The sequence below is a fragment of the Neorhizobium sp. SOG26 genome (assembly GCF_003491345.1).
Taxonomy (GTDB): domain Bacteria; phylum Pseudomonadota; class Alphaproteobacteria; order Rhizobiales; family Rhizobiaceae; genus Neorhizobium; species Neorhizobium turbinariae.
On record NZ_CP025513.1, the window covers coordinates 709,339 to 735,270 of the forward strand.

A 25,932-nucleotide genomic window follows, 5' to 3' on the forward strand; every position below is an offset into this window, starting at 1 on the left:
CTCTAACCTAACGCCGAGCGCGCAGCGCTCAAGGGTCTCTGTAAGTCGGGGCTGCGGATCATCCTGTATCGGCTTGCGATCAGGCCATAGAGCCCGAAAGCAAACAGGCCAACGGCGACGAGAAGATAGAGTAGCGCGCCGAAAGGAAGCTCGCGGATCCATGACAGCGCATCCGCTGTTCCACCCGCTTGTTCTGGATCGATGGTGAAAGCAGCATAGGCAAGGAAGACGCCGAGTATCACCAGAACCGCTCCGCGGGCCACCAAGCCATAGATGCAGGCGGCGTTGAGGACCTTCTTGTGTTCGAAACTGTGTGAGAAGTACTTGAGGTACCCGCGCTTGGCACCCTTCAGGATCTGCGCTCCACCGGCACCAATGACAGCCAGGGCGACGAGGCCAACGACATAGCGGCCGAAAGGCTGCTGCATGAGCCATGCCGTCCAGTCCTGCCGGCTGTCGGATGATCCGCCGCCGAGGCTGAAATGCAGGGCGTGACTGATCGCATAAGCGGCAAGACCGGTATAGGTGGCTGCGCTGATCAGCAATCCGCCCCGGACTACGTAGCCCTTGAGGTCCTGCCCGTGCCCATCGGTATCAAGCGTCGCCTGTGCAATGCGCCACAGGATGAAGCCGACCAGTCCCAGGCCGATCAGCCCGAGCCAGATCTGACCGAAAGGTTGCTCGAGTACAGTCGTCAGCGCTGACTTGGAATCAGCCTTTCCGCCACCAAAGATCGGAAGGACTGCCAGGGCGGCGACGAGGATATAGACCACGCCTCGCGCCGCATATCCTCCACGCGCCAGCCATTCCAGTCTTTTGCCAGTCATACGGCCACCAATGTCTTTCAGCGAAGTCTCATGGAGGATGGAGCAGGTTGATTGCCAAGCAGTTCAACCTGCTCGACGTGTCATGCGTCGGGGGCTTAGCCGCTGGTCGTTTCAGACACGACCTCAGGCACATAAACCTTTGCCGAGGCGACCTTCGCGGGATCGTTGAGGAACGCCAGCGTAGCCGTCATGCCTACCATGAGAACGAGGATCGAGAAGATTGCAGATTTCATGCTCTTGAACCGTCTGTTGGATGCTGAAGGCGCGGTGGCCTTCATGCGAGTTCAGTTGATGGCGGGATAACGCAAGCTTCCTCCAAGCGTTCCGGCCTGGGCCTTAAGTCCCACCTGTTTTTGATGATGTTCGTTGACCGGGGACAGCAACCTTCAGAGTGCGTGATCTTGTATGAAGACGTGAATCGTGCGATATCGTGCAAACAACGTGGGAGGGTGTAATGGCGGTGGCGCAGAGAGTTCGGGTCGAGGATGTGACGATCCTTTCCGATGACTGGTATGTGCTGAAGAAGACGACCTTCAGCTTCCTGAGATCGGACGGGACGTGGCAGAGGCAAAGCCGCGAGACCTATGACCGCGGCAATGGCGCAACCATCCTGCTTTATGATCTTGAGCGTAGAAGGGTGCTGCTCACCCGCCAGTTCCGTTACCCCGCCTTCGTCAACGGGCATGACGATCTGCTGATTGAGACGCCGGCGGGGCTTCTCGATCACGCGAGCCCGGAGGAGCGGATCCGGGCCGAGGTGGAGGAGGAAACCGGCTATCGGGTGAGCGACGTGCGCGAGATCTTCGACGCCTTCATGAGCCCGGGCTCGGTAACGGAGCGGCTGCATTTCTTCGTTGGCGCTTATTCAGCCGCTGATCAGGTTTCTACTGGCGGCGGCAATGCGGAAGAGGGCGAGGACATCGAGCGGCTGGAGCCGACGATCGAGGAGGCGATGCAGATGATCTCGAACGGCCGGATACGCGACGGCAAGACGATCATGCTGTTGCAACACGCGGCGCTGAACATCTTCAAGGAGAGCAGGTCACCTTGAAGCGCGGCGGCGGTTTGCCGGTCTAGCATACCTGACGTGAAGCCATATATCCTTCCAACCGACGACGTTAAATGGAGAGGTGGGATGGGTATCTTTGGTGCGCGCCAGCGCAGATTTGTCGCCCGGATGCTCGCAATTCTGTGGATGATCATGCCAGCTTCACTGTGGGCGCAGGACCGGGTGACTGTCTTTGCAGCGGCAAGTCTCAAGAACGCGTTGGACATGGCCAACAATGCCTGGGCCACGCAGGGCCAGCCACCGGTCACCGTTTCCTATGCCGCAAGTTCGGCGCTTGCCAGGCAGATCGAGGCAGGAGCGCCAGCCGACATCTTCATCTCCGCCGACCTCGACTGGATGCAATATCTATCCGAAAAGGGTCTGCTGCAGGAGGATTCGCGGACCAATCTTCTCGGGAACCGCCTGGTGCTCATCGCGCCGAAGGCCCATGCGACCCCCATCCAGATCGCGCCTGGATTTGATCTCGCCGCGCTGCTGAACGACGGCAAGCTCGCCATGGGGGAGCCGAACTCGGTGCCGGCCGGCAAATATGCCAAGGCGGCGCTGGAAAAACTCCGCCTTTGGTCGGTGGTCGAAAAGCATGTTGCGGGCGCCGAAAATGTTCGCGCGGCCCTTGCTCTAGTCTCGCGCGGAGAAGCGCCCTATGGCATCGTTTATCAGACGGATGCCGCGGCAGACCCGGGTGTCGCGGTCGTTGGCACCTTTCCCGAAGATCTCCATCCGCCGATCATTTACCCGATCGCGCTGCTGAAAAGTTCGGGGGCTAGTGCGGCGTCATCTTACCTAAATTTTCTGAATTCTCCGAAAGCGGCACCTTTTTTCGAGAAGGAAGGCTTCACGATCCTCCATTAAACGGCTTTGTTGTGCCTGCGTCGAAACGAGGATTGCGTTCTGTTGGAATGGCTTCATCTCAGCGAGGATGAATGGGCGGCGGTCAGGCTTAGTGTGTGGGTGTCGACGATCGCGACACTGGTGGCGCTGCCGTTCGGCGTGTTCGTTGCTTACCTCCTGGCGCGGGGAAGGTTCTGGGGCAAGTCGGTGCTCAACGGCCTCGTGCATCTGCCTCTCATTCTGCCGCCGGTCGTGACTGGATATCTGCTGCTCATCGCCTTCGGCCGCCGCGGTGTGTTTGGCGCTTATCTCGAAAGCTTGTTCGGGATCGTCTTCTCGTTCCGCTGGACAGGGGCGGCACTGGCCTGTGGCGTGATGGGCTTTCCGCTGATGGTGCGTTCGATCCGGTTGTCGCTCGAGGCGGTGGATGGGAAGCTCGAGGAGGCCGCTGCGACGCTCGGCGCCAACCGGGCCTGGGTTTTTCTGACAGTGACGCTCCCTCTGAGCCTTCCCGGAATCATTGCCGGTATGGTCCTGGCGTTTGCGAAGGCGATGGGCGAATTTGGCGCGACGATCACATTCGTGTCCAACATTCCGGGTGAGACGCAGACCTTGTCTGCTGCGATCTACACCCTGACCCAGGTCCCGGGTGGCGACGCGGGCGCAACGCGCCTGACGCTGGTGGCGATTGTAATCTCGTTCTCCGCGCTGATGGCTTCGGAGCTCTTGGCACATTGGGCTGGGAGGAGGCAGCACCATGATCCTGTCCGTTGAAGCACAAAAACATTTTGGTGCCTTCGCACTTGACGCAGGGTTCACGTCTGCGGCTGGTGTGACAGCTTTGTTTGGTCGCTCGGGATCGGGCAAAACAACGTTGCTGCGCATTATTGCGGGGCTTGTGAGACCGGATGTTGGACGGCTGACTTTTGAGGATGCGGTTCTGGTGGACACCCAGCGCAAGGTCTTTGTGCCGGTCCACCAGCGCCGCTTCGGGTACATCTTCCAGGACAGCCGGCTGTTTCCGCATCTTTCGGTGCGCAACAACCTGAACTTCGGATCCTGGTTCACGTCGCGAAAAAGGCCGGCAGATTTTGACCACATCGTGCATCTTCTCGGCATCGAGGCGCTGCTGGATCGCAAGCCTCACGGCCTTTCCGGCGGCGAGAGGCAGCGCGTCGCGATCGGCCGTGCCTTGCTGGCGTCCCCGCGTCTCCTCTTGATGGACGAGCCGCTGGCGGCGCTGGATGATGCGCGCAAGAGCGAGATCCTGCCTTATCTCGAAAAGCTGCGCGACGAGATGAAGACGCCGATGATCTACGTCAGCCATTCGGTCGCCGAGGTCACGCGGCTGGCAGATCGTGTCATCGTCCTGGCCGATGGAAAGATCGAAGCTGCAGGATCCCCGGCCGAGGTGCTGGCGAGCCCCTCGATCGACCAAAGAGACACGGGGGTGATCATCAGCGGCACGGTGGCGTCAGCCGATGCGCAGCACCGTGTTTCCCATGTCACGCTGAGGGCGGGGGAGGTGATCTTACCAGCCGCAGGACTGGAGCGCGGCCGGCGGGTGAACATCCATATTGCCGAGCGGGATGTCCTGGTCGCCGTCCAGCAACCAGAGGGCCTGAGCGCGCTCAACATCCTTGAGGGGTACATTATTACCCTGGAGCCGCAGCGTGAAGGTACGGTCCGCGTGAGGATCGACGCCAAGGGTGATATCCTGCTGGCGCGCGTCACGACGCTTTCCGTCGACCGACTGGGACTGACCGTCGGCCGACCCATATTTGCAGTCATCAAGGCGATGGCGCTCATCCATTGACGCTGCCGATCCAACAGTTCACGAAAGTCTCATGCCCGTCGAAGATCGCAAGAAAAGCCGAGTGACCCTCTTGGATGTAGCGCAGCGCGCGGGCGTGTCTCGCGCCACAGCTTCGCTCGTGGTCCGCAAGAGCCCGCTTGTCGGGGCACAGACGCGTGCCCGGGTCGAAGAGGCCATGGCGGCGCTTGGCTACGTCTACAACATGGGTGCCGCGAGACTCAGGGCTGAACGCAGCAATGCTGTCGGCGTCGTTGTTCCGAATCTGACCAACCCGTTCTTCGCCGAGCTTCTGTCCGGCATCGAGGCGGTCATCGACCGCGCAGGTATGGTGGTCTTGCTGGTCAACAGCGGCGATACGGTGGAGCGACAGGACGTGTTGATGCGCCGCCTTCGGGAGCATGGCGTAGACGGCATCATTCTGTGCGCCGCCGCGGGCACGCAAGCCGGGATTGTACAGCAATTGCTCGACTGGGATCTGCCTGTCGTGCAGACCCTGAGACATATTTCGCCAGAGCTCGACTATGCCGGTGCGGACTATGCCGCCGGTATGCGTCAAGCCGTTGATCATCTCGCAGACCTGGGTCACACGGCGATTTCCTTTGCCGTGCATGGTCCGGTTCACTCCGCCTACGACGAACGCATCAAGGGCTTCGATGAAGCGATGCGGGCGAGGGGGCTCAAAAGCGATGATGTCATCCGCGTGCCGGACCAGACGGCGCAGATCCCCCACGCTGCCAAGGCGCTCTTCGAAGCGTCACGACCCACCGCGATAATCTGCTTCAACGATGTCATTGCGGTCGGGCTAAATGCAGGACTGAGCGACCTTGGGCTGAAAGTCGGCGAGGACGTATCCCTCGTCGGCTTCGACGATGTTACCGAAGCTGACATTACCCGTCCGCGGCTGACCTCAATATCGACTGAGCCCGTGACCATTGGCGAGGATTCCGCGCGGCTGCTGCTGGATCGCATCCGCGAGCCGCAACTGCCGCCCCGCTGGATTATCAAGCCGACGCAATTGCATGTGCGGCAGTCTTCTGCGGCGGCTGCGCTATCTTTGGGAATCCATAAGGCGGGTTGACCTCGCACTCGGACCCTATTAGATCGATCTAAATCGCAGCCTGCTCTGGGAGAAGAGACGGCTGCAAACGTGGTCGGGAGGTCACAGGTTGTACAACTTCAACTTCGAACCGGTACTCGCAGGCTTCGACAAGCTTCTGGTGGGTGCGGCGCTGACGATCCAGCTTTCTGTCGGCGCGATGCTGATCGGCCTGATCGTCTCGATCTTTTGCGCCTGGGGCAAGACATCCGGCCCTCTGCCTCTCCGCTGGTTGGTCAACGCCTATATCGAGATCATCCGCAACACGCCGTTCCTGGTGCAGATCTTCTTCATCTTCTTCGGTCTTCCATCGCTCGGGCTCCGCCTGACACCGAACAGTGCCGCGCTTCTTGCTCTGGTCGTCAACTTCGGCGCCTATGGAACGGAGATCATCCGCGCCGGCATCGAGTCGATCCAGAAGGGGCAGGTGGAGGCTGGCACGGCGCTCGGCCTGTCGAAACTCCAGATCTTCCGCTACATCGTCATGAAGCCGGCGCTGCGCACCGTGTACCCGTCGCTGACCAGCCAGTTCATCTACCTGATGCTCAACACCAGCGTCGTTTCCGTCATATCCGCTGACGACCTTGCTGCGGCCGGGAACGACCTGCAATCAGCGACCTTCGCAAGCTTCGAGGTCTATGTCGTCATCACGGCTATGTACCTCGTCATGTCGGTTGCCTTCTCGACGCTGTTTGCCGCCATCCAGAAGGTGGCCTTCAAATATCCGCTGAGCCGATAGGGGAAGACAGACATGCTGATCAGACCTTTCGGCTGGAACGAGTTTTGGATCATCGTCATGGCGGCGCAGTGGACGATCGCGCTGTCGGCGATCGCCTTTGCGGGCGGCGGTGTTGGTGGACTTCTCGTTGCTCTCGCCCGTGTTGCCGACCACAAGGTGCCGCGCCTCCTCGCCACGGGCTTCATCCGCCTTTTCCAGGGAACGCCGCTACTGATGCAGCTTTTCCTGGTGTTCTTTGGCATGAACATCTTTGGCTTTGCCGTGAATCCGTGGATCGCTGCGATGATTGCGCTGACGCTTCATGCCAGCGCCTTCCTTGGCGAAATCTGGCGTGGCTGCATCGAGGCGGTGCCGCCGGGCCAGCGCGAGGCCGCAACCGCACTTGGCCTGCGTTACATCAACCGCATGAGATACATCATCCTGCCGCAGGCGACCCGTGTCGCGGTCGCACCGACCGTTGGCTTCCTCGTGCAGCTCATCAAGGGCACGTCCCTTGCGGCAATCATCGGTTTCGTTGAACTGACGCGCCAGGGCCAGATCATCAACAACGCGACGTTCAGCCCCTTCCTGGTCTTCTCCACGGTGGCGGCGATCTACTTCATCCTGTGCTGGCCGCTGTCGCTGCTGGCCGGACGCATGGAACGCAAATTCTCCCGCGCAACAACACGTTGACGGGACCCGCGCCGGAGGGAGGTAAACCGGCATAACTGAAAGGGTAGGAACATGGAAATTTCCAGACGAATGCTGACGGCAGCCATTGGTGCCGGTCTTCTTGCGGGCGCGATCGCATCGACCGCCGCCGCACAGACGGTTGAAAGCATCAAGTCGGCCGGTACCTTGAAGGTCGGCATGTTGGTTGACTTCCCGCCGTTCGGCATCATGAACACGTCGAACGAGCCGGACGGCTACGATGCAGACGTTGCCAAGCTTCTGGCCGAAGAACTGGGCGTCAAGCTGCAGATCGTCCCGGTCACTGGCCCGAACCGCATTCCGTATCTCCAGAGCAACCAGGTCGACGTGCTCGTTGCGTCGCTCGGCATCACCGAAGAGCGTGCGAAGAACGTGGACTTCTCCGCGCCTTACGCTGGCATCTCGGTTGGGGTCTTCGGCGGCAAGGACATCCAGGTTTCGAAGCCCGAGGATCTTTCCGGCAAGACCATTGGCGTCGCACGTGCATCCACGCAGGACACCGGCGTCACCAAGATTGCTCCGGCTGACGCCAAGATCCAGCGGTTCGATGACGACGCGAGCGCCATCCAGGCCCTGCTTTCCGGCCAGGTTCAGCTGATCGGCGTATCCAACGTCGTGGCGGCGCAGATCGAGACGGCGGCTCCGGGCAAATACGAGCAGAAGATCCAGCTCAGCCAGCAGGTCCAGGGCATTGCCGTGCGCAAGGGCTCCAGCGAGCTGTTGACTGCAGTCAACGCCTTTGTCGACAAGGTCAAGGCGAGCGGCGACCTCAACAAGATCCACGAAAAGTGGCTCGGTTCCCCGCTGCCGGCTTTCGTCACCGACGCCAAGAAGTAAGCTAGTCAGAGATTGAAAGGAGTTCCTCGCATGGCTGAGGTAGGCGCAAACGCACCGGCATCGGAGATGCGGGGAGCTTCAGATCTGGCAGTACAGATGGAGGGCGTGAACAAGTGGTATGGTGCTTACCACGCCCTTCGCGACGTCAACCTGTCGGTGAACCGTGGCGAGCGCATCGTCATCTGCGGTCCGTCTGGTTCGGGCAAATCCACCCTCATTCGCTGCATCAACCAGTTGGAAACGATCCAGAAGGGCCGGATCGTCGTTGACGGTCACGACCTAACGGCTGGCGGCAAGAATGTCGATATCGTCCGTCAGGAGACCGGTATGGTCTTCCAGCAGTTCAACCTCTTCCCGCATATGACGGTGCTTGAGAACTGCACGCTTGCGCCGATGAAGGTCCGCGGTATTGCCAAGGCGGAAGCCGAGGCAACCGCCCGTCGCTACCTGGAACGCGTTCGGATTCCTGAGCAGGCGGAAAAGTATCCGGCACAGCTCTCCGGTGGCCAGCAGCAGCGTGTTGCCATTGCCCGTGCGCTTTGCATGAATCCCAAGATCATGCTTTTTGATGAACCGACCTCCGCGCTTGACCCGGAAATGGTCAAGGAAGTGCTCGACACCATGATCGACCTTGCGAAGGAAGGCATGACGATGTTGTGCGTGACCCACGAGATGGGCTTCGCTCGACAGGTGGCGGACCGCGTGATTTTCATGGACCAGGGCCAGATCCTGGAGTCGGGCGCACCGGATGAATTCTTCGGCAACCCGAAGAACGAACGCCTGAAGCTTTTCCTCGGCCAAATCTCCTGATTTTTTGAAAGAAGCGATATGAAACCGGATCTCCTGCTTGTCGAACCGATGATGGAATTCATCGAAGAACGTCTCGATGCAAATTACACGGTGCATCGCCTTTATGATGAGTCGCAGAAGGAAAGCCTCGAGGCCGCGCTTCCCAAGATCCGCGCAGTTGCCACGGGTGGCGGAACGGGCATCTCCAACGAGTGGATCGACAAGATGCCGTCGCTCGGCGTCATTGCCGTCAACGGCGTCGGCACGGACCGCATTGATCTCGCCCATGCGCGCAGCCGCAACATCGATGTTGCCACCACCCTCGGCGTTCTGACGGATGATGTGGCCGATCTCGGCATCGCCCTGATGCTCGGCGTTCTGCGCCAGGTTGCGTCAGGTGATGCTTACATGCGCGCCGGCAAGTGGGGCAAGGAAGCCTTCCCGCTGGGCACAAGCCCGAAAGGCAAGCGCCTCGGCATCCTCGGGCTTGGCCAGATCGGCAAGGCCGTCGGTCGCCGCGCTGAAGTGTTCGGCATGGATGTGCGGTTCTGGAACCGCTCGCCGATCACTGACACCTCGTGGAAGTCCTGCGCCTCGCCGGTAGAGCTTGCCGAAGACAGCGACATCCTTTGCGTCATTGTTGCTGCGACCGCCCAAACCCAGAATATCGTCAATGCTGATGTCCTCAAGGCGCTTGGGCCAAAGGGCGTGCTGATCAACATCGCGCGCGGCAGCGTGGTGGATGAGGATGCGCTGCTCGCGGCGCTCAACGATGGAACGATCGCCGGGGCCGGTCTCGACGTGTTCGTCAACGAACCGAACATTCGCCCGGAGTTCTACTCCGCACCTAACACGCTGCTCCTGCCCCACCAGGGTAGCGCGACGATGGAAACGCGCATCGCCATGGGCGAACTTGTGCTTTCTAATCTTGAAGCGCATTTCGCCGGCAAGAAGCCGCCGACCACAGTCAACTGACCGAAGAGAGTATCATGATCATTCGCCAGGCCTTCTTCGAAGGCACGATCAAGCCCGGCCAGGACGATGCGTTTCGCGCCTATGTCGCCGAGAAGCTGATGCCCATGTGGCTGGCTTTCCCGGGCGTGAAGGAAGTTCGCGTCCTCTACAACATCGAGCGGGACGAGGGCGCACCGTCTTACGTCATGGCTCTTTCAACCATGTACGAGGATCGGGCCGCGCTCGCAGCTGCCCTGGAATCGCCGGTGCGCTACGAGAGCCGTGAAATGACCAAGGGCTTGCTTGAGATGTTCGACGGCCATATCCATCACCACGTCTTCGACATGGGTCCGTCCAGCTAAGCCCGATCGGTTTCAAGCACAGATCTGAAAGGGAGCGTCTCCATCGAGACGCTCCCTTTTTATTGCTTAGTCCAGAAGGTCCGCGGGTACCTTGCCACCGTTCTCGGAGAGCTTCTTCAGCAGTGCCTTGTGCAGCCACATGTTCATGGTAGCCGAGTCGTTCTTGTCACCCGTGTAGCCCAATTCGTCGGCCAGTTCCTTGCGCTCGGTGAGGCTCGCGTCCATTCCGAGCGCCTTCATCAGGTCGACGATCGAGCGGCGCCAATCAAGCTTCTGGCCGTTCTTCTTGACGGCCTCGTCAAGGATGGCCGCCACGTCTACGTTCTGCGCCGGGGTGCTGCCGGCCGGCTGCGCTGGACTGCTCGATGCGGAAGACGGTGCAGCAGATGATGCCGGTGCGGGTGCTGCGGATGCCGCCGAGGGTGCGGCAGGCGATGCGGTTGCGGCTTGCGTCGGCGCCGTGGTGGACGTGGTCGGTGCGGCGGCAGGTGCGGCCTGTGCCGGGCCCCCAAAGATGGCCGACTTGATTTTGCTGAATATGCTCATGAAACCTCTCCTCTAACTGACAAGTGCCAACTCTGCTGGCATCTCGCTGTTCCGGCACTCCTGCCGTCTTGCAACGATAGAGCAGTTCTCGACATTGAACACGGGTGTTTCACAAAAACTTCAACATGGAACCTCCCGACGCGAACGGGGTTTATCCCTCCTGTCGTACGAAAGGATTCCACAATGCGCACAATGTCCAAATTGCTTTCTGCAGGCGCCATGAGTGTCATGATGTTTGCATCGTCCCTCACCCCAGCAGGCGCGGTCATGATGCCGAAGGTCAAGTCTCCTGAAGCTTCCGCCGTCGAGCAGGTGCAGTTTCGCCGGGATCGCCGCGACCGCCGTGGCTGGTATCATGGTCATCGTGGACATCGCGAGTACCGCCGTGGCTATCGCCGCCACAGTGACGGCTTCTGGTATCCGCTCGCCGCCTTCGGTGCTGGCGCGATCATTGGTGGCGCAATCGCCAACCAGCCGACGCGCGCTTACGCCGGTTCTAGCCGCCATGTTCAGTGGTGCACGGAACGCTATCGCACCTACCGCGCATCGGACAATACCTACGTCCCGCGTGTTGGCGTACGCGCGCAGTGCAACTCGCCGTACAACTAAGCCGTCTTCGGTAACCCGATTGAAAAGCCCGCCAACCGGCGGGCTTTTTTCTGCCTTTGAAAGTCGCCACTTTAGCCGAGCTTGGCTGGCCTTGGGCCGCCATAGGCCCAGTCCAACAGTTCCACCGTGTGAACGATCGGCACTGCTGTTCCGGATGCGATCTGCGTCATGCAGCCGATGTTTCCGGTGGAAATGATGTTGGCCTTCGTGGCTTCGATGTTCTTTACCTTGCGGGCTTTAAGCTGTGCCGAAATCTCCGGCTGGAGGATGTTGTACGTGCCTGCCGAGCCGCAACACAGGTGGCCTTCAGCCGGATCGCGGACGGCGAAGCCTGCCGCTCTCAGGAGCGCCTTCGGCTGCAGCGTGATCTTCTGTCCGTGCTGCATCGAACAGGCGGAATGGTAGGCGACGGTCTCGGCTCTCGGTTCCAGCTTCGGCAGGTCCAGTGTCGCCAGGTATTCCGTCACGTCCTTGGCCAGCGATGAGACCTTATCGGCCTTGGCGGCATAGGCCGAGTCGAGGCGCAGCATGTGGCCGTAATCCTTGATCGTCGTGCCGCAGCCAGATGCCGTGATGATGATCGCGTCAAGGCCGCCGTCCTTCTCCATCTCGCGACACCAGACATCGATGTTGCGGCGCGCGAAGTCGAGCGCCTGTTCCTCGCGGCCCATGTGATGCACAAGCGCGCCGCAACAGCCTTCGCCCGCCGGTGTCACCACTTCGACGCCGAGGCGGGTCAGGAGGCGAATCGCGGCTTCGTTGATGCCAGCATCGAGCACGCTTTGGGCGCAGCCGGCGAGGATCGCGACGCGCCCACGCTTCGGCACGTCGACCGGCGGCAGTGCGCGTGCGGAAGTGTCCGCCTTGCCCAGCCGAGACGTCGGAGCGAGATCCAACATTGCGCCGAGCGGCCTCAAGGCCGGCACACGTTTGAATAGCGGGGCAAGCGGTCGGCCGAGCTTTGCCAGCAACAGGGCGGCGCGGAAGCGGCGAGGGTAGGGTAGCACCGCGGCCAGGGTGGAGCGTATCAGCCGGTCCACCGGAGGCCGAGTGTATGTTTTCTCAATATGAACGCGGGCGTGGTCGACGAGATGCATGTAGTCGACGCCGGAGGGGCAGGTCGTAACACAAGACAGGCAGGAAAGGCAGCGGTCGATATGCGTGACCACCTCCTCGTCGGCTGGTCGTCCGTTCTCCAGCATGTCCTTGATCAGGTAGATGCGGCCACGCGGACTGTCGAGCTCGTTGCCAAGCGTCACATAGGTCGGGCAGGTGGCGGTACAGAAACCACAATGAACGCAACGGCGCAGGATTTTCTCCGACTCCGCCACATGCGGGTCGGCAAGCTGTTCGGCGGTAAAGGAAGTCTGCATTCTCTAAAAGCCCATCTTCCCTGGCGCAAAGATGCCCCACGGATCCAGTTTCTCCTTGACGCGAGCCGACAGTGCCGCGACGGCCTCTGGCAAGGGTTCGAAAGCCGGGGTCTGCTGCCGCACAAGCTCGGAAGCCCGCACGAGGGTCGCATGGCCGCCGCCAAGCGCGCGGATATAGCGGCGGATAAGCTCGGCTTCAGGGTCGGCCTCCATCCGCATCCAGACAAGGCCTCCTTGCCAATCGTAGAAAGCATCTATGCCCGCTTCAAGGCGAAGCGCTGCCACCAACTGATGCCCGGCCGACGGTGCGACTGATACCCGCCAGAGCGGCTTTTCCGTGCCGTCTGCATACGGATGGATGTCCCGGATCTGGCGCCAAAGAGTGAGGCTGTCGTCCATGCCAAGACGCGTTACCGGGCCGAAGGCCTGCATGACAGCTTCGAGTTTGTCTGCCCGGACACCAACGGATGCCTCTAGACCTTCGAGCCGCAGAACGGTCGCCTCACCCTCCGGAAGCTTGCCGTCGATGAATTTCGACCGCACCGTCTGCGGCAGGTGCGCGGCACCCGAGACCTCGACCGGCATCGCCATGGCTGCTGCCATCGCATTGGTCGCGGCGTCATTGTTAAGGCCGGAGATGACGATGGTTTCCACCGTCTGCGGCACCGGCAGAACCCGGAACGTCACTTCCGTCAGGAAACCTAGCGTTCCTTGGGAGCCAGCGAGCAGCTTCACCAGGTCGAGCCCAGTGACATTCTTCATGACCCGGCCACCGGCGCGCACCGTCTCACCTTTGCCGTTGATGAAGCGGATGCCGAGCAGGCTGTCACGCGCAGCACCCGCCACGAACCGACGGGGCCCTGAAATATTTGCCGCAAATACGCCACCGATGGTGGGCTCGCCGGAAGTCTTCAGGATCCCGCGGTGGTCCATCGGCTCGAACGCCATCATCTGGCGGTTTTCGGCCAGGGTCGCTTCGATCTCCGCAACGGGGGTGCCGGCGCGGGCCGTCATTACCATTTCGGCAGGGTCATAGGTGACGATGCCGGACAGGCCGCGCGAACTGACCACTTCTATGTCAGCAAGCGGATCGACGTCCGGCGAGCGGGTCTGCCCGCCGCACAGAATGAGCGCCTTCTTGTTTGCTGCCGCCGTGCGGATCACATAGGCAGCATCATTTTCGGAATGGGGTATCAGCATCACGCGTCTTGTCGGCCCTCGGGCCTCCCTTCGAGCGGGAAGACCTTTGACGGGTTGAGGATCCAGCCATCGTCGAATGCGGAGCGGACCGCCATCTGCTGGTTGAGATCCACGTCATTATATTGGTGGCGCATCAGGTCGCGCTTTTCGATGCCAACGCCGTGCTCGCCAGTCAGGCATCCACCGGCATCGACACAGAGCTTCAGGATCTCGTTGCCAGCCGCTTCGGCTTTTGCAGCATCTTCGGGATCATTGGCATTGAACAGGATCAGGGGGTGCATGTTGCCGTCGCCGGCGTGGAAGACATTCGCCACCCGCAGGCCGAACCGGTCGGTGATCTCCGATGTCTTGTTCAGCACATAGGACAGCTTGCTGAGCGGTACCGTGCCGTCCATGCAGATATAGTCCGCGATACGGCCTGTCGCGCCGAAGGCGGACTTGCGACCCTTCCAGATCAGTGCGGCTTCCGTTGCAGACTGGCATTCGCGCACCGTCTGCACGCTGTGGCGGCCAGCGATCTCGACGATGCTCTTCAGCATCGCGTCCATCTCGGCGTCCGACCCCTCGACCTCAACAATCAGCAGGGCCTCGACATCCAGCGGATAGCCAGCCTTGGCGAAGGCCTCGCAGATCTCGATCGCCGGCTTGTCCATGAACTCTATCGCAACAGGAATGATCCCGGAGCCGATGATGTCGGCCACACATGCCCCTGCGGCCTCGGAACTGGGAAAGCCGAAGAGAACCGGACGTGCACCCTCCGGCTTGGCAATCAGCCGTACCGTTGCTTCGGTCACGATGCCCAACTGTCCCTCGGACCCACAAACAAGACCAAGCAGATCGTAACCCGCGGCATCCAGGTGCTTTCCACCGAGCTCGATGATGGTGCCATCGACCAGAACCATCTTGACGCCCAGCAGGTTGTTGGTCGTGACGCCATATTTCAGACAGTGTGCACCGCCGGAGTTCATGCCGATATTGCCGCCGATTGTGCAGGCGAGCTGTGAACTGGGGTCGGGCGCATAGAAGAAGCCGTCGGCACCGACGGTTTCCGAAATGCTCAGGTTCGTGACGCCGGCCTGAACCATGGCCGTCCTGTTGGGGTAATCCAGTTCCAGGATGCGCGACATCTTGGAAAGGCAGAGGACAACCGCATCCTCCTGGGGAATGGCTCCACCGGAAAGGGACGTACCTGCGCCGCGGGGCACGACGGGGATCTTGTAGCGGTGGCAGTATTTCATCACCGCGGCGACCTGCGCCGTCGTCTTCGGCAAGGCAACCGCCAGCGGCACCCGCCGATAGGAAATGAAGGCGTCCGTCTCGAAGGGTACGAGTTCGCGAGCTTCATGCACAAGGCATTCGGCAGGCAAGAGCTCCGCAAGATCCGCGATGATGATCTTCCTTCGGGACAGGACATCTTCCCGTGCCGGCAGAAAGGCGATCTGGTTCAAGTGCTGCTCCTTCCCATTGCGGAACGACTCTAACTGAAAGAGCGAATACAAGACAATCGCCTTATGGCGAGCATCACCGGGTTTAGAGCCTATGTCAGAGGTGGGCGCGCCAGTGAACTTCGGAAACGATGGAAATAGGCACGCCCTTTCTCCGGTACTCAACAGCGTTGGAAATCGTGCTTCCGATGGTGGAGTCCTGCCAGATGTCGGTCGTGTACATGCCGATCACCAGCACGTTCGTCTTGCTGTTCAGCCCGCTAGTGAGCGCACCGCGTTCGATGACAGCCTCTTCGCAGAGACGCCGCCGGCCGTAGTTGAAGATGCCCGTGAAGCAATAGACGGTGGCGGGGAAAGCAAGAGCTGGCGCCGGGCTGCAGAGCGGCAAGGCGTTGCCGCGCAGCGCTTCGAGCTGCTTGAGGTCCCCGCCGGACAGGCGATGCAGGGTTTCCAGAAGCTCCGCCCTTTCAGCGTCATCGGCGATGCCGTCAGCCATGATTTCACGAACTCGGCGATAGAGCGTGTTGACGGCGGGAAGGTCGCTCATGTCCCGGTTGGCGATCAGCCAATTCTCGAGAAACTCGACTTCATCCTGGTTGATAACGCCATCGGCAACCAGACCACGCGCCACGCCGACAAGTTCATCCAGTTGACCAGCCGAAACACGGTCGTTTCCAGTCTCTTGAAGAAGCAGCCCGTCCACCTGACGCCTCGCGAGGATAGTTTCCGCAGAGGCAGTGTTTTCCTCTCCGGCTTATCACCTGTCAAGCTCGCGGCTAGAGGAGCCGCTTCCGCCAGATGACATAGGTGATGCCGCCACTCATCAGCGCCATGGAAAACCATGTCAGCGCGTAAACCAGATGTGTGTTGCGGAACCGGATGACGGTCAGGCCACCAACCGGATATCCGCCCGGATTGGGCGTCGCATCGGCGTCGATGAAATAAGGTGCCGTTTCAGGCAAGTCCTTGGCGGAAGCGATGGCCGAGACATCGCGTGAATACCAGCGATCTGCCTCCGGCGCGTTCGATCGCAGGAAGCCGCCGCCTTCTTCGCTGATCCGAAGAAGGCCCTTCACCTCGACGGTGCCTTCCGGCTGCCCCTGCGGACGGTTCGCCTGGTCCCGCCGTTCGGGCGGCACGAAGCCACGGTTAATCAGGATGGTTGAACCGTCTTGCGTTGCCAGTGGCGTCAGGACCCAGAAACCGGGCCCGAGCTCGGTGACAGCCTGCACGAAGGTCTCCTTCGTGTGATCGAACTGCCCGGTCGCCGTCACGTGCCGGTATTCGTCACGCTCCGCGGTCACGTCCGGCCATTGGGTGCGCGTCGGTGCCTGCACGGGTTCCGCATTGACCCGGCTCTCGACGCGTTCGATCAGGTCGAGCTTCCAGAAGAGACGCTGAACCTGCCATGCACCCAAAGCGGTGAACACCAACATGAGAACCAGCATGGCACCGGTAAAGGCGAGGCGGCGACGCGACGAGCCGTCGCGTTGGGATGGGCCCGCCGCCTCTGCACCGTTTTCAGGAGGATGCATGGCGATGCCTCGTCAGGGCATGTTCTTCATCATCTCCGGCGTCATCGGCATCATGTTGGCATTGAGGTGATGCATCACCCAAAGCGAGCCGGCAAGCGTGATGCCGACGAGCACGAGGGTGAAGATCAACGCCATCAATGTCCAACCGCCTTCCGAGCGCGGGTTCATGTGAAGGAAGTAGATCATGTGCACCACGATCTGAACAACACCCAGAGCCATGACCATGAAGGCCGTGGCGAGCTTGCTGTCGAAGACGCCGCCCATCACCAGCCAGAATGGGATGGCGGTGAGGATGACCGAAAGCACGAAGCCGATCATATAGCTCTTGAAGGAGCCGTGCGCCGCTTCATGACCATGGGAGTGGCCGTGATGCGTATTGCTCGCGCTTTCGTGCGAAGGTGCTTGGGTGTTCGAGGTCATCCGAGGACTCCCATCAGATAAACAAAGGAGAAGACGCCGATCCAGACAACGTCGAGGAAGTGCCAGAACATCGAAAGGCACATCAGGCGACGCCGGTTCTCCGGGATCAGGCCGAACTTGCCGACCTGCACCATCAGGGTAACGAGCCAGATGATGCCGAAGGTGACGTGCAGCCCATGCGTACCGACGAGCGTAAAGAAGGACGACAGGAAGGCCGAGCGCGTCGGGCCGGCGCCTTCATGGATCAGGTGCGCGAACTCATAGAGTTCGAGCCCGAGGAAGATCAGCCCGAAGATGCCGGTGATGCCAAGCCAGAACAACGTCTCGGCCTTGGCGCCCCGCTCCATCTGCAGCATGGCGAAGCCATAGGTGATGGAGGAGAGAAGCAGCATCGCCGTGTTGATGGCGACGAGCGGCAGGTCGAACAGATCAGCAGGAGAGGGCCCGGCCGCATAGGAGCGGCCGAGAACGCCGTGGGTCGCAAAAAGCACGGCAAAAATCAGGCAGTCGCTCATCAGGTAGAGCCAGAAGCCAAGCATCGTGCTGCCTTCTGGATGATGCTCTTCCGTCAGGTAGAACTGCGGAGCGTCCGTGGTGGAGCCTCGGGTTTCAACGTGTGTCTGGCTCATGGGTCAGCTCCGTTGCGCGAGCAGCTTGGTCCGCTCGTCTTCTGTTGCAGCCACGTTCTCGGCTGGGATGTAGAAGTCACGGTTGTAGTTGAACGTATGTCCGATCGCGACGGCGAGCAGCGCCAGGAAGCAGACGATCGCCAGCCACCAGATGTACCAGATCATCGCGAAAGCGAGCACCACGCTCAACCCGGCCAAGATCACGCCGGCGCCGGTGTTCTTGGGCATGTGGATCTGCATGAAACCCTGGAGCGGACGCTTGTAGCCGCGGTTTTTCATGTCGTACCAGCTGTCATGATCGTGCACGACCGGCGTGAAGGCGAAGTTGTAGTCCGGCGGTGGCGACGAGGTCGACCATTCGAGCGTGCGGCCGTGCCACGGGTCACCGGTGTCGTCACGCAGTTGGTCACGCTTCAGGAAGGAAACGATCAACTGGATGATGAAGGCGGCAATTCCGACAGCGATCATGGCCGCGCCGATCGCGGCGATGATGAACCAGATCTGCAGCGAGGAATCCTCAAACTGGCTCAGGCGGCGGGTGACACCCATCAGGCCGAGCACATAGAGCGGCATGAAGGCAACAAAGAAGCCGATCTGCCAGAACCAGAAGCTGATTTTGCCCCAGAACGGATCGAGCTTGTAGCCGAAGGCCTTCGGGAACCAGTAGTTCACACCGGCGAGCAGGCCGAACAGCACGCCGCCGATGATCACGTTATGGAAGTGCGCGATCAGGAAGAGTGAGTTGTGCAGCACGAAGTCGGCGGGCGGTACGGCCAGCATCACGCCGGTCATGCCACCGATGACGAAGGTGACCATGAAGCCGACGGTCCACAGCATCGGCACTTCATAGCGGATGCGACCGCGATACATTGTGAAGAGCCAGTTGAAGATCTTCGCACCCGTTGGGATGGAGATGATCATCGTGGTGATTCCGAAGAAGGCGTTCACCGATGCGCCCGAGCCCATCGTGAAGAAGTGGTGCAGCCACACGATGTACGACAGGATCATGATCACGCAGGTCGCATAGACCATCGAGGCGTAACCGAAGAGGCGCTTGCCGCAGAAGGTCGCAACCACTTCCGAGAAGATGCCGAAGGCGGGCAGAACGAGGATGTAGACCTCCGGGTGACCCCAGATCCAGATGAGGTTGATATACATCATCGGGTTGCCGCCGAGGTCGTTCGTGAAGAAGTTCGTGCCGGCATAGCGGTCGAGCGTCAGCAGAACGAGGGTGGCCGTCAGGATCGGGAAGGTCGCAACGATGAGGATGTTGGTGCAGAGCGAGGTCCAGGTGAAGATTGGCATCTTCATGAAGGTCATGCCCGGGGCGCGCATCTTGACGATGGTCGCTACGAGGTTGATCCCGGACAAGGTCGTCCCAACGCCCGCCACCTGCAGGCCCCAGATATAATAGTCAACACCAACGCCGGGGCTGTAGTCCGCGCCGGATAGCGGCGGATAGGCGAGCCAGCCTGTGCGGGCGAACTCGCCGACGAACAACGACATCATGATGATGACGGCGCCGGCCGTGGTCATCCAGAAGGAGAAGTTGTTGAGGAACGGGAAGGAAACGTCGCGCGCGCCGATCTGCAGCGGCACCACGTAGTTCATGAAGCCGGTGACGAACGGCATCGCCACGAAGAAGATCATGATCACGCCATGCGCGGTAAAGATCTGGTCGTAGTGGTGCGGGTTGAGATAGCCCTCATTGCCGTTGAAGGCGATCGCCTGCTGCACGCGCATCATGATTGCATCGGCAAAGCCGCGCAAAAGCATGATGATGGCGAGCACGATATACATGATGCCGATCTTCTTGTGATCGACACTCGTGAACCACTCGTTCCAGAGGTAACCCCAGAGCTTGTACTTGGTGATCAGCGCCAACAGCCCGAGGCCACCGATCGCGACCGCGATGAAGGTCACGACGAGGATTGGCTCGTGGTAAGGAATGGCTTCAAAGGAAAGCCTTCCGAAGAGAAACTGCGTCAGGGTGGTATTACCGAACATGGGTCCCTACCAAATATTGTCTGCCGAGTTCACGGCTGGGGTGCAGGCTGAGCCGGCGGATTGTTATTGAGCTGAGGAGGTGCGGCGCCGCTCTGATCTCGGTTCATGTCCTTCATGTCATGATCAGTCGTTTGCGGCTGGCTTTCCGTGCGATCGTTGACGCCCTGCGCAGGCTGGTCGGTCTTTGCCGGATTGCCCGTTGCCGGGAAGGTCGCGCCAGGGCCGGGGCGGCCACTTTCCTCGTTCTCATTGGCCTCGCCTGCATGGCGGTTGTCATGCTCTAGACGGGCGCGGTTCTCGTGGCTCTCGACCCCGGCACCGCCGGACATGTCGATATGCATCATTTCGTCCATGCACATCTGTCCGGGCCGCGTGCACATGTTGAGAATGGTGCGGTAGAGCCCTTCCTCGACATTGGCGTAGTAGCGCACCGGCTCCTTGGCGCTCGGCTTTTCAAGCTTGAGGTATGCATCGCGGTTGAGCGCCGTGCCGTTCTGCTTCACACGCGCAATCCACTGGTCAAAGCCGTCCTGGTCCGTGCCGTGGAACTTGAAGCGCATGTGGGAGAAGCCATCGCCGCTGTAGTTGGCGGAGATGCCCTCATATTCACCCGGCTTGTTGATGACCGCGTGGAGCTTCGTCTCCATGCCCGGCATGGCGTAGATCATGCCCGCGAGCGCCGGAACGTAAAACGAGTTCATGACCGACGACGCCGTGATCTTGAAGTTGATCGGCACATCGACCGGTGCTGCCATCTCGTTAACCGTGGCAATGCCGTAGTCCGGATAGAAGAACAACCACTTCCAGTCGAGCGCGACGACCTCAACCGTGAGCGGTTTGGTATCGGCGGGGACCGGACGTTCTGCGTCGATCCGCTCCAGTGGTCGGTAAGGGTCTAGCTTGTGGGTGCTGATCCAGGTGATCGCTCCAAGGGCGACGATGATCGCGAGCGGTGCCGACCAGATGATGACTTCAAGACGCGTGGAGTGGTGCCATTCGGGATCGTAGGGCGCATCGGTGTTGGAACTGCGATACCGCCAGGCGAAGAACAGGGTGAGGAAGATCACCGGGACAATGATGAGGAGCATCAGCACCGTCGACACGACGATCAGTTCTGCCTGCTGTTGCGCGATATCGCCAGAAGGCGACATCACCACCAAGTTGCAGCCTGAAAGCATCACCAGTGTCAGCAATGCCAACAAGCGTCCAACGATTTTAAACTGAGGGATCATCTCAAGCTCGATCTACGTTTTTGCTGGCCCGGACTACGCCCGTTCCAATGTCCACTGGAATGAGGCCGGTTGTCGCACTGCAGCAATCCGTCGCACTGCAACAAAAAACCGCATGGTATTCGCCTTGTATCTAAGGCATGAACCGGAACAGGCTCAGCCGGAAGTCCACTACCGGTCAATCTAGGTCATCGTTCCAAGGTGACCAGAGGCCGCAGCGGGAGGAACGCTGCACGTACTACGCAGGCTGTTTTTTGTTCGCCCTTCCTTGATCTCCAACGCGTGTTGATCAACATTCAAGGCAAGAGGCGAATATCGCCAGGAGGAATCTATGACCACGGCCGTCAACACCGCGTCCGCAGGCCCTACATCATCCGGCCTTGAAGAGGATGCCCGCCGCATCCACGACGACAAGCCCATCTCCGCCGGTAATATCGCGATCGGCGTGATCATCGGCCGCACATCTGAATTCTTCGACTTCTTTGTCTATGCGCTTGGCTCGGTTCTCGTCTTCCCGAAGCTGATCTTCCCGTTTGCGCCAAATCCGGTTGCAGCAACGCTGATGTCGTTTGCGATCTTCCCGCTGGCCTTCATGGCACGGCCGGTCGGATCCTTCGTGTTCATGTGGATTGACCGAAATTACGGGCGCGGCACGAAACTCACGATCGCGCTCTTCCTGCTTGGCGGCTCGACAGCATCGATCGCCTTCCTGCCCGGCTACGAGACCATCGGTTATTGGGCCGTCGCCTTGCTGGCGCTGTTCCGCATGGGGCAGGGCTTTGCGCTGGGGGGCGCCTGGGATGGGCTTGCTTCGCTTCTGAACCTCAACGCGCCGCAGAACCGTCGTGGCTGGTACGCGATGATCCCGCAGCTCGGTGCGCCGATCGGTTTTGCGCTGGCAAGCCTGCTGTTCGGTTATTTCGTCGCCAATCTCTCGGAAGAAGAGTTCCTGTCCTGGGGCTGGCGTTATCCGTTCTTCGTTGCCTTTGCGATCAACGTCGTCGCGCTGTTCGCTCGCTTGCGCATCGTCGCGAGCAGGGAGTTTGGTGCTGCGATGGACGCCAACGAACTGCAGGCGCGGCCGGTCTTCGAGATGCTCAGCAAGCACGGCTATGACGTGATCCTTGGCGCTTTCGCGCCGCTGGCAAGCTTCGCGATGTTCCACCTCGTCACGATCTTCCCGTTGAGCTGGGTGATCCTTAACGGCGGCCAATCTGCAGCGGAATTCCTTCTGGTGCAGGTTGCCGGTGCGGCGGTGGGCCTGGTTGGCATCGTGCTGTCGGGCATCATCGCTGACCGTATCGGCCGCCGCAGCCAGTTGATGATCGGCGCGAGTCTGATTGCCATCTTCTCGTTCTCGGCACCCTTCCTGCTCGACGCCGGCGGCAAGGGCCAGGATGCTTACATCATCATCGGCTTCTTTATCCTCGGCCTGACATTTGGCCAGGCGTCCGGCGCGGTGTCGTCGCGCTTCACCCAGTATTATCGTTATACGGGTGCAGCCCTGACATCCGACCTGGCATGGCTGGTGGGTGCGGGCTTTGCGCCGCTGGTAGCGCTGGGGCTTGCCACCAACTTCGGCATCATCTTCATCGGCGGGTACCTGATCTCCGGAGCCATCTGCACACTCGTGGCGCTGAGCCTCACCCGCGTGCTTGACCAGGCGAACGAGCCGGGTCCTCGCTAAACCCACAAAAAAATGCCGGGCCGAGGCCCGGCATTTGCTTTCCATGACGTAACCCGCTGCAGATCAAGCGAACGGTTCGGTCGGACCTTTCGCAGGCTCGGTAAACCATCTAGGGCCTTCGGCCGACATGTAGATATGGTCTTCGAGCCGGATGCCGAAACGGTTGGGATAGACGATCATCGGTTCGTTTGAAAAGCACATGCCCGGCTCCAGGCCCGTTCGGTTGCCGCGCACGATGTATGGCTCTTCGTGGATCTCCATGCCGAGCCCGTGCCCGGCGCGATGAGGTAACCCCGGCAAGGCATAGTCCGGGCCCAGGCCGTGGCGCGCCAGCACCGCACGGGCGGCATCATCCAGGCTACCGCAGGTGGCGCCGAGTTGAGCGGCATCGAACACTGCCTGCTGCGCCTCTCGTTCGATCGCCCATGCTGCCGCGAACTCCGGTGTCGGCTCTTCCATCACATACGTTCTCGTGAGGTCGGAGTGGTAGCCGTCGAGCCGGCAGCCGGTATCGACAAGCACCACGTCACCCGGCTGATAAGTCTGGTCGCCATCAGCGCCATGCGGAAGCGAGGTCGCCACCCCGAAGGACACGATGCAGAAGCTCGATCCGCTGGTGCCAAGCGCGCGATGTTGTTCATCGATAGAGCGAACCACCTCCGAAGACTTTACCCCCGGCTTGATCATCGCATGGGCGCGGCGGTGGACCTCCAGCGTCAGGCCCATCGCGTACTTGATCAGCGCGATCTCGTTCTGCGACTTGCGCAGACGCAGGCCGCGGATGAACGGGCCCCCGTCAACGAGGCGGTCGGCCCCGAAGACATGGGCAAGCTGATGATACACGAAGAGCGGCAATGCATCATCCAAGGCAAGCTTGCCGCCTTGCGGCATGAGGCGTGCAACGAGTTCTGCACTCGACTGATCTTCCTGCCAGACAACGATCTCGCCCGGAAGATGCGGCAGGCTCTCGACGCGGCTCTGCTCGAAGCCCGGGACGACATAGGTCCCCGCGTCCGGCGTCACCAAGGCGCCAACAAGCCTTTCGCTCGCGTGCCAGACCAGACCGGTGAAATAGCGGAGGCTTTCGGTGGATCCTAGCAGCAGTCCCTGGATGTTCTGCTCCGAGAGCCGCTCCTGCAGCCGCTTGAGGCGCCCGCGTCGTTCATCATCGGATATAGGGGGAACGGGGTGCTTCCACGACATTCTGGACCTCACTGCACTACAAGCTGGATGGCCACTGCGTTAGCGCGTCGTGGATGCAAAGTCGATCATGGATAGGTAGGATTGGACGCTGGCTTCAGCGTTACGAAGCGTGTGCTAGTCCATTATGGATCTGAAGCGGGCGCGGTCGGCGCCTGTCGCCGGGCGGCTGATGATCGTGCGTCCCCGTCGGTCACGCATGGTGTAACGATCGCGCGTCAGGACTTCCTGAATTCCCGAGCGGTGCCGCACCTCCACAGATGACCCGTTGACGCTTACGCTGTCTCCATTGCGCGAACTCGTGCGACTGCCTTGGCCCTTTGAGCCGCCGCGACCTGGTGAGCCTCCACTCGCACCTGAGCTTGCGCCGCCACGGCCGCTATTGCCTCCGGAGTTTCCTCCGCCATTGCTGTTGCCGCCGCCGGCACCACTATTCCCACCACCGTTGCCATTGCCGCCGCCGTTGCCTCCGCCGTTGCCGCCCCCGTTACCACCGCCATTGCCGCCGCCGTTACCGCCCCCATTGCCATTGCCTTGCGCAAAGGCCACCTGGCGGTTGAAGGCGGCCTCCAACAGCAGGGCAGTTGCACCCAAGAGGATCGTTCTGCGCGCTAACACCGGAAACTCCTAAAACTTCTCACACTCTACGCAAAAAGGGCGTCCCTTGACCATACCATCGGCAAGACGCGCTGCCGCGTGTCAACTTGCGAGGGCACCAAGAGTGGTCATTCCGACCGTCAGAGCAAAGATGATAAACAGCAGCCAGCGTGCTTGATGTATGCTTTCTTCCATGGTTGCCTCCTTTTTCAATGGGGCAACACCTGCTCCTTTGCGGCGGTTCCGCCCCAGGACCTTATCCTCAGGCTCCGCCGTCATAAGTCCGAAATCGGATGGCCATTGGTCCAGCAGCACGTCAGACTGAAGGCTGACGCGGGGTAGTGACGCGAGCGCGATGCCGCAGCCTGATTGATCGCACGTGGTCTCCCGCGATCAATCAATTGCTGGATAAGCTACATCAGGTCGGAGGTTAGTGGTCCTGCTGTTTCGATAACCGCATCGCCCGAAGCCGCGCGGTCTTCTCGTCGCGCGCCTTCTTTTCAGCTTCCGCCGCGAGCTTTGCGAACTCGGTCGTTTGCTCGAAAGCGGCTCGTTTCATTTCGGTGGTGGTGGGCTTTTTCTGTGTCGTGTCCGTCATGCACGAGTAGTTAGGCCAGTGTCGGGTCGCGGCAAGGCTGAACCTGAGCTTCCCACGCCAGAAATCAACGGGCGTGCTCAGAGGCCGGCTTGCTTGCGCAAACGGGTAAGTTCATCCTCAGTGAGCGGTCGGCTTTTGCCCTTGGCCAGCTGCCCCAGCTCGATATCCCCCATCCGGACGCGAACGAGCCTCAGGCACTCGAAACCGAGCGCTTCGAGCATTCGTCTGATCTGGCGGTTCTTTCCCTCTTGCAGTTCCACTTCGATCCAGGCGTTCTTGTCGCCCTGTCGGAGCAGTTTGACCGCAGAAGCCCTCAGGAACTCGCCGTCGTGCTGCACGCCGGCCGCCATGTGCTCCAGAAACTCGGTGTCTACCGATCCCTTGACCTGAACGTGATAGGTCTTCGCCACATGTGTTTCGGGATCGAGCAGCCGCTGCGCGAACACAGTGTCGTTGGTGAACAGCAGCAAGCCTTCGCTCGCTTTGTCCAGCCGGCCGACCGGCGACAGGTGGGGCACGTCATAGGCTTCCAGGCAGCTGAATACGGTCGGCCGCCCCTCGGGATCGTCCCTGGTCGTGACCAGACCCCTCGGCTTGTTCAGCAAGAGATAGACCTTGGATGCCGCGGCGACACGAATGTCATCGACGGAGATCTTGTCACGGGTGATGTCCACCCAGCTGTTCAGGCTTTTGTCGACGCGGCCATTGACCTTTACCTGGCCGCCCGCCACGAGCTGCTCCGCTTGCTTGCGCGAACAAAAGCCAAGCTTGGAAAGTGCACGGGGTAGCGTGACCCTGACGCCAACTGCCGCGGACCGGCTGTTCTTCAAGATCCACTCCTTCTTGC

General features: G+C 60.6%; 29 protein-coding genes. 13 read left to right on the forward strand and 16 right to left on the reverse strand.

Annotation, left to right across the window (positions count from 1 at the left end):
• Positions 1-2 precede the first annotated feature (2 nt).
• On the reverse strand, positions 3-827 hold the full coding sequence (locus tag CYG48_RS19925) for a DUF1206 domain-containing protein (protein ID WP_118852274.1): 825 nt from the start codon (positions 825-827) through the stop codon (positions 3-5).
• Between the two features lie 95 nt (positions 828-922).
• Entirely contained in the window at positions 923-1,060 is a 138-nt protein-coding gene (locus tag CYG48_RS22615; RefSeq protein ID WP_199925310.1) for a hypothetical protein, read from the reverse strand.
• Between the two features lie 221 nt (positions 1,061-1,281).
• On the opposite strand from CYG48_RS22615, the gene CYG48_RS19935 reads away from it, so the two are divergent.
• From CYG48_RS19935 to CYG48_RS19985, 11 genes are all read left to right on the forward strand, one after another.
• Positions 1,282-1,878: an NUDIX domain-containing protein gene (locus CYG48_RS19935; protein WP_118852276.1), complete on the forward strand. Its 597-nt coding sequence runs from the start codon at positions 1,282-1,284 to the stop codon at positions 1,876-1,878.
• A gap of 84 nt (positions 1,879-1,962) precedes the next feature.
• On the forward strand, positions 1,963-2,748 hold the full coding sequence (modA, locus tag CYG48_RS19940; RefSeq protein WP_118852277.1) for a molybdate ABC transporter substrate-binding protein: 786 nt from the start codon (positions 1,963-1,965) through the stop codon (positions 2,746-2,748).
• Positions 2,749-2,787: 39 nt separating this feature from the next.
• Positions 2,788-3,501 (forward strand): molybdate ABC transporter permease subunit, encoded by a 714-nt coding sequence (modB, locus tag CYG48_RS19945; protein WP_118852866.1) that lies wholly within the window; start codon positions 2,788-2,790, stop codon positions 3,499-3,501.
• On the forward strand, positions 3,485-4,543 hold the full coding sequence (gene modC, locus CYG48_RS19950; RefSeq protein ID WP_118852278.1) for a molybdenum ABC transporter ATP-binding protein: 1,059 nt from the start codon (positions 3,485-3,487) through the stop codon (positions 4,541-4,543). The genes modB and modC overlap by 17 nt, the downstream gene beginning before the upstream one ends.
• Positions 4,544-4,574: 31 nt before the next feature.
• Positions 4,575-5,621: a LacI family DNA-binding transcriptional regulator gene (locus tag CYG48_RS19955; RefSeq protein WP_118852280.1), complete on the forward strand. Its 1,047-nt coding sequence runs from the start codon at positions 4,575-4,577 to the stop codon at positions 5,619-5,621.
• Positions 5,622-5,709: 88 nt separating this feature from the next.
• Positions 5,710-6,378, forward strand: a complete 669-nt coding sequence (locus tag CYG48_RS19960) for an amino acid ABC transporter permease (RefSeq protein ID WP_118852282.1) — start codon at positions 5,710-5,712, stop codon at positions 6,376-6,378.
• A 15-nt stretch (positions 6,379-6,393) separates the two neighbouring features.
• Entirely contained in the window at positions 6,394-7,050 is a 657-nt protein-coding gene (locus CYG48_RS19965) for an amino acid ABC transporter permease (RefSeq protein ID WP_118852867.1), read from the forward strand.
• Between the two features lie 51 nt (positions 7,051-7,101).
• Complete coding sequence (locus tag CYG48_RS19970) at positions 7,102-7,905, forward strand: transporter substrate-binding domain-containing protein (RefSeq protein WP_118852284.1); 804 nt, start codon at positions 7,102-7,104, stop codon at positions 7,903-7,905.
• 30 nt (positions 7,906-7,935) lie between these two features.
• Positions 7,936-8,715: an amino acid ABC transporter ATP-binding protein gene (locus CYG48_RS19975; RefSeq protein ID WP_118852286.1), complete on the forward strand. Its 780-nt coding sequence runs from the start codon at positions 7,936-7,938 to the stop codon at positions 8,713-8,715.
• A gap of 18 nt (positions 8,716-8,733) precedes the next feature.
• Complete coding sequence (locus tag CYG48_RS19980; RefSeq protein WP_118852288.1) at positions 8,734-9,669, forward strand: 2-hydroxyacid dehydrogenase; 936 nt, start codon at positions 8,734-8,736, stop codon at positions 9,667-9,669.
• A gap of 14 nt (positions 9,670-9,683) precedes the next feature.
• Positions 9,684-10,010: a putative quinol monooxygenase gene (locus CYG48_RS19985; protein WP_118852290.1), complete on the forward strand. Its 327-nt coding sequence runs from the start codon at positions 9,684-9,686 to the stop codon at positions 10,008-10,010.
• A gap of 66 nt (positions 10,011-10,076) precedes the next feature.
• Here CYG48_RS19985 and CYG48_RS19990 read toward each other — a convergent pair whose 3' ends face one another.
• The gene (locus CYG48_RS19990; RefSeq protein WP_118852292.1) at positions 10,077-10,556 is read right to left on the reverse strand and encodes a DUF3597 domain-containing protein; all 480 of its coding nucleotides are present in this window, start codon (positions 10,554-10,556) and stop codon (positions 10,077-10,079) included.
• Positions 10,557-10,739: 183 nt separating this feature from the next.
• Here CYG48_RS19990 and CYG48_RS19995 point away from each other — a divergent pair, with 183 nt between their 5' ends.
• Complete coding sequence (locus CYG48_RS19995; protein WP_390919623.1) at positions 10,740-11,165, forward strand: BA14K family protein; 426 nt, start codon at positions 10,740-10,742, stop codon at positions 11,163-11,165.
• Positions 11,166-11,236: 71 nt separating this feature from the next.
• Here the strand turns inward: CYG48_RS19995 and glcF are convergent, their stop codons facing one another.
• From glcF to cyoA, 9 genes are all read right to left on the reverse strand, one after another.
• Positions 11,237-12,538: a glycolate oxidase subunit GlcF gene (glcF, locus tag CYG48_RS20000; protein WP_118852294.1), complete on the reverse strand. Its 1,302-nt coding sequence runs from the start codon at positions 12,536-12,538 to the stop codon at positions 11,237-11,239.
• Between the two features lie 3 nt (positions 12,539-12,541).
• Positions 12,542-13,738, reverse strand: coding sequence for an FAD-binding protein (locus tag CYG48_RS20005; RefSeq protein WP_118852296.1), 1,197 nt, complete (start codon positions 13,736-13,738; stop codon positions 12,542-12,544).
• Positions 13,738-15,186 (reverse strand): FAD-binding oxidoreductase, encoded by a 1,449-nt coding sequence (locus CYG48_RS20010; RefSeq protein ID WP_118852298.1) that lies wholly within the window; start codon positions 15,184-15,186, stop codon positions 13,738-13,740. The genes CYG48_RS20005 and CYG48_RS20010 overlap by 1 nt, the downstream gene beginning before the upstream one ends.
• 94 nt (positions 15,187-15,280) lie before the next feature.
• A complete protein-coding gene (locus CYG48_RS20015) occupies positions 15,281-15,886 on the reverse strand; it encodes an NAD-dependent DNA ligase (protein ID WP_118852301.1) in 606 nt (201 codons plus the stop codon).
• A gap of 73 nt (positions 15,887-15,959) precedes the next feature.
• Positions 15,960-16,718 (reverse strand): SURF1 family protein, encoded by a 759-nt coding sequence (locus CYG48_RS20020; protein WP_118852303.1) that lies wholly within the window; start codon positions 16,716-16,718, stop codon positions 15,960-15,962.
• A 12-nt stretch (positions 16,719-16,730) separates the two neighbouring features.
• Positions 16,731-17,138, reverse strand: coding sequence for a cytochrome o ubiquinol oxidase subunit IV (gene cyoD, locus CYG48_RS20025; RefSeq protein WP_118852305.1), 408 nt, complete (start codon positions 17,136-17,138; stop codon positions 16,731-16,733).
• Positions 17,135-17,767 carry a cytochrome o ubiquinol oxidase subunit III gene (cyoC, locus tag CYG48_RS20030; protein ID WP_118852307.1) on the reverse strand — a complete coding sequence of 211 codons (633 nt, stop codon included), beginning with the start codon at positions 17,765-17,767 and terminating at the stop codon, positions 17,135-17,137. The genes cyoD and cyoC overlap by 4 nt, the downstream gene beginning before the upstream one ends.
• Positions 17,768-17,770: 3 nt before the next feature.
• Positions 17,771-19,774, reverse strand: a complete 2,004-nt coding sequence (gene cyoB, locus CYG48_RS20035; RefSeq protein ID WP_118852309.1) for a cytochrome o ubiquinol oxidase subunit I — start codon at positions 19,772-19,774, stop codon at positions 17,771-17,773.
• Positions 19,775-19,803: 29 nt separating this feature from the next.
• Complete coding sequence (cyoA, locus tag CYG48_RS20040) at positions 19,804-21,006, reverse strand: ubiquinol oxidase subunit II (protein ID WP_118852311.1); 1,203 nt, start codon at positions 21,004-21,006, stop codon at positions 19,804-19,806.
• A gap of 328 nt (positions 21,007-21,334) precedes the next feature.
• On the opposite strand from cyoA, the gene CYG48_RS20045 reads away from it, so the two are divergent.
• The gene (locus tag CYG48_RS20045) at positions 21,335-22,690 is read left to right on the forward strand and encodes an MFS transporter (protein ID WP_118852313.1); all 1,356 of its coding nucleotides are present in this window, start codon (positions 21,335-21,337) and stop codon (positions 22,688-22,690) included.
• Between the two features lie 63 nt (positions 22,691-22,753).
• Here the strand turns inward: CYG48_RS20045 and CYG48_RS20050 are convergent, their stop codons facing one another.
• The 4 genes from CYG48_RS20050 to CYG48_RS20060 all read right to left on the reverse strand — a co-directional run bounded on the left by CYG48_RS20050 (position 22,754) and on the right by CYG48_RS20060 (position 25,918).
• Positions 22,754-23,893: a M24 family metallopeptidase gene (locus CYG48_RS20050; RefSeq protein ID WP_118852315.1), complete on the reverse strand. Its 1,140-nt coding sequence runs from the start codon at positions 23,891-23,893 to the stop codon at positions 22,754-22,756.
• A 114-nt stretch (positions 23,894-24,007) separates the two neighbouring features.
• Complete coding sequence (locus CYG48_RS20055; protein ID WP_118852317.1) at positions 24,008-24,508, reverse strand: hypothetical protein; 501 nt, start codon at positions 24,506-24,508, stop codon at positions 24,008-24,010.
• A 409-nt stretch (positions 24,509-24,917) separates the two neighbouring features.
• Positions 24,918-25,085, reverse strand: coding sequence for a hypothetical protein (locus CYG48_RS22620; protein ID WP_199925312.1), 168 nt, complete (start codon positions 25,083-25,085; stop codon positions 24,918-24,920).
• A gap of 77 nt (positions 25,086-25,162) precedes the next feature.
• Positions 25,163-25,918 (reverse strand): pseudouridine synthase, encoded by a 756-nt coding sequence (locus CYG48_RS20060; protein WP_118852319.1) that lies wholly within the window; start codon positions 25,916-25,918, stop codon positions 25,163-25,165.
• Between the last annotated feature and the right edge of the window lie 14 nt (positions 25,919-25,932).

Bases quoted from the DNA above. Each gene is read 5' to 3' on its own strand.
- CYG48_RS19925 (WP_118852274.1), bottom strand. From the start codon at position 827: ATGACTGGCAAAAGACTGGAATGGCTGGCGCGTGGAGGATATGCGGCG.
- CYG48_RS22615 (WP_199925310.1), bottom strand. From the start codon at position 1,060: ATGAAATCTGCAATCTTCTCGATCCTCGTTCTCATGGTAGGCATGACG.
- CYG48_RS19935 (WP_118852276.1), top strand. From the start codon at position 1,282: ATGGCGGTGGCGCAGAGAGTTCGGGTCGAGGATGTGACGATCCTTTCC.
- modA (WP_118852277.1), top strand. From the start codon at position 1,963: ATGGGTATCTTTGGTGCGCGCCAGCGCAGATTTGTCGCCCGGATGCTC.
- modC (WP_118852278.1), top strand. From the start codon at position 3,485: ATGATCCTGTCCGTTGAAGCACAAAAACATTTTGGTGCCTTCGCACTT.
- CYG48_RS19955 (WP_118852280.1), top strand. From the start codon at position 4,575: ATGCCCGTCGAAGATCGCAAGAAAAGCCGAGTGACCCTCTTGGATGTA.
- CYG48_RS19970 (WP_118852284.1), top strand. From the start codon at position 7,102: ATGGAAATTTCCAGACGAATGCTGACGGCAGCCATTGGTGCCGGTCTT.
- CYG48_RS19975 (WP_118852286.1), top strand. From the start codon at position 7,936: ATGGCTGAGGTAGGCGCAAACGCACCGGCATCGGAGATGCGGGGAGCT.
- CYG48_RS19980 (WP_118852288.1), top strand. From the start codon at position 8,734: ATGAAACCGGATCTCCTGCTTGTCGAACCGATGATGGAATTCATCGAA.
- CYG48_RS19985 (WP_118852290.1), top strand. From the start codon at position 9,684: ATGATCATTCGCCAGGCCTTCTTCGAAGGCACGATCAAGCCCGGCCAG.
- CYG48_RS19990 (WP_118852292.1), bottom strand. From the start codon at position 10,556: ATGAGCATATTCAGCAAAATCAAGTCGGCCATCTTTGGGGGCCCGGCA.
- CYG48_RS19995 (WP_390919623.1), top strand. From the start codon at position 10,740: ATGCGCACAATGTCCAAATTGCTTTCTGCAGGCGCCATGAGTGTCATG.
- glcF (WP_118852294.1), bottom strand. From the start codon at position 12,538: ATGCAGACTTCCTTTACCGCCGAACAGCTTGCCGACCCGCATGTGGCG.
- CYG48_RS20005 (WP_118852296.1), bottom strand. From the start codon at position 13,738: ATGCTGATACCCCATTCCGAAAATGATGCTGCCTATGTGATCCGCACG.
- CYG48_RS20020 (WP_118852303.1), bottom strand. From the start codon at position 16,718: ATGCATCCTCCTGAAAACGGTGCAGAGGCGGCGGGCCCATCCCAACGC.
- cyoD (WP_118852305.1), bottom strand. From the start codon at position 17,138: ATGACCTCGAACACCCAAGCACCTTCGCACGAAAGCGCGAGCAATACG.
- cyoC (WP_118852307.1), bottom strand. From the start codon at position 17,767: ATGAGCCAGACACACGTTGAAACCCGAGGCTCCACCACGGACGCTCCG.
- cyoB (WP_118852309.1), bottom strand. From the start codon at position 19,774: ATGTTCGGTAATACCACCCTGACGCAGTTTCTCTTCGGAAGGCTTTCC.
- cyoA (WP_118852311.1), bottom strand. From the start codon at position 21,006: ATGATCCCTCAGTTTAAAATCGTTGGACGCTTGTTGGCATTGCTGACA.
- CYG48_RS20045 (WP_118852313.1), top strand. From the start codon at position 21,335: ATGACCACGGCCGTCAACACCGCGTCCGCAGGCCCTACATCATCCGGC.
- CYG48_RS20050 (WP_118852315.1), bottom strand. From the start codon at position 23,893: ATGTCGTGGAAGCACCCCGTTCCCCCTATATCCGATGATGAACGACGC.
- CYG48_RS22620 (WP_199925312.1), bottom strand. From the start codon at position 25,085: ATGACGGACACGACACAGAAAAAGCCCACCACCACCGAAATGAAACGA.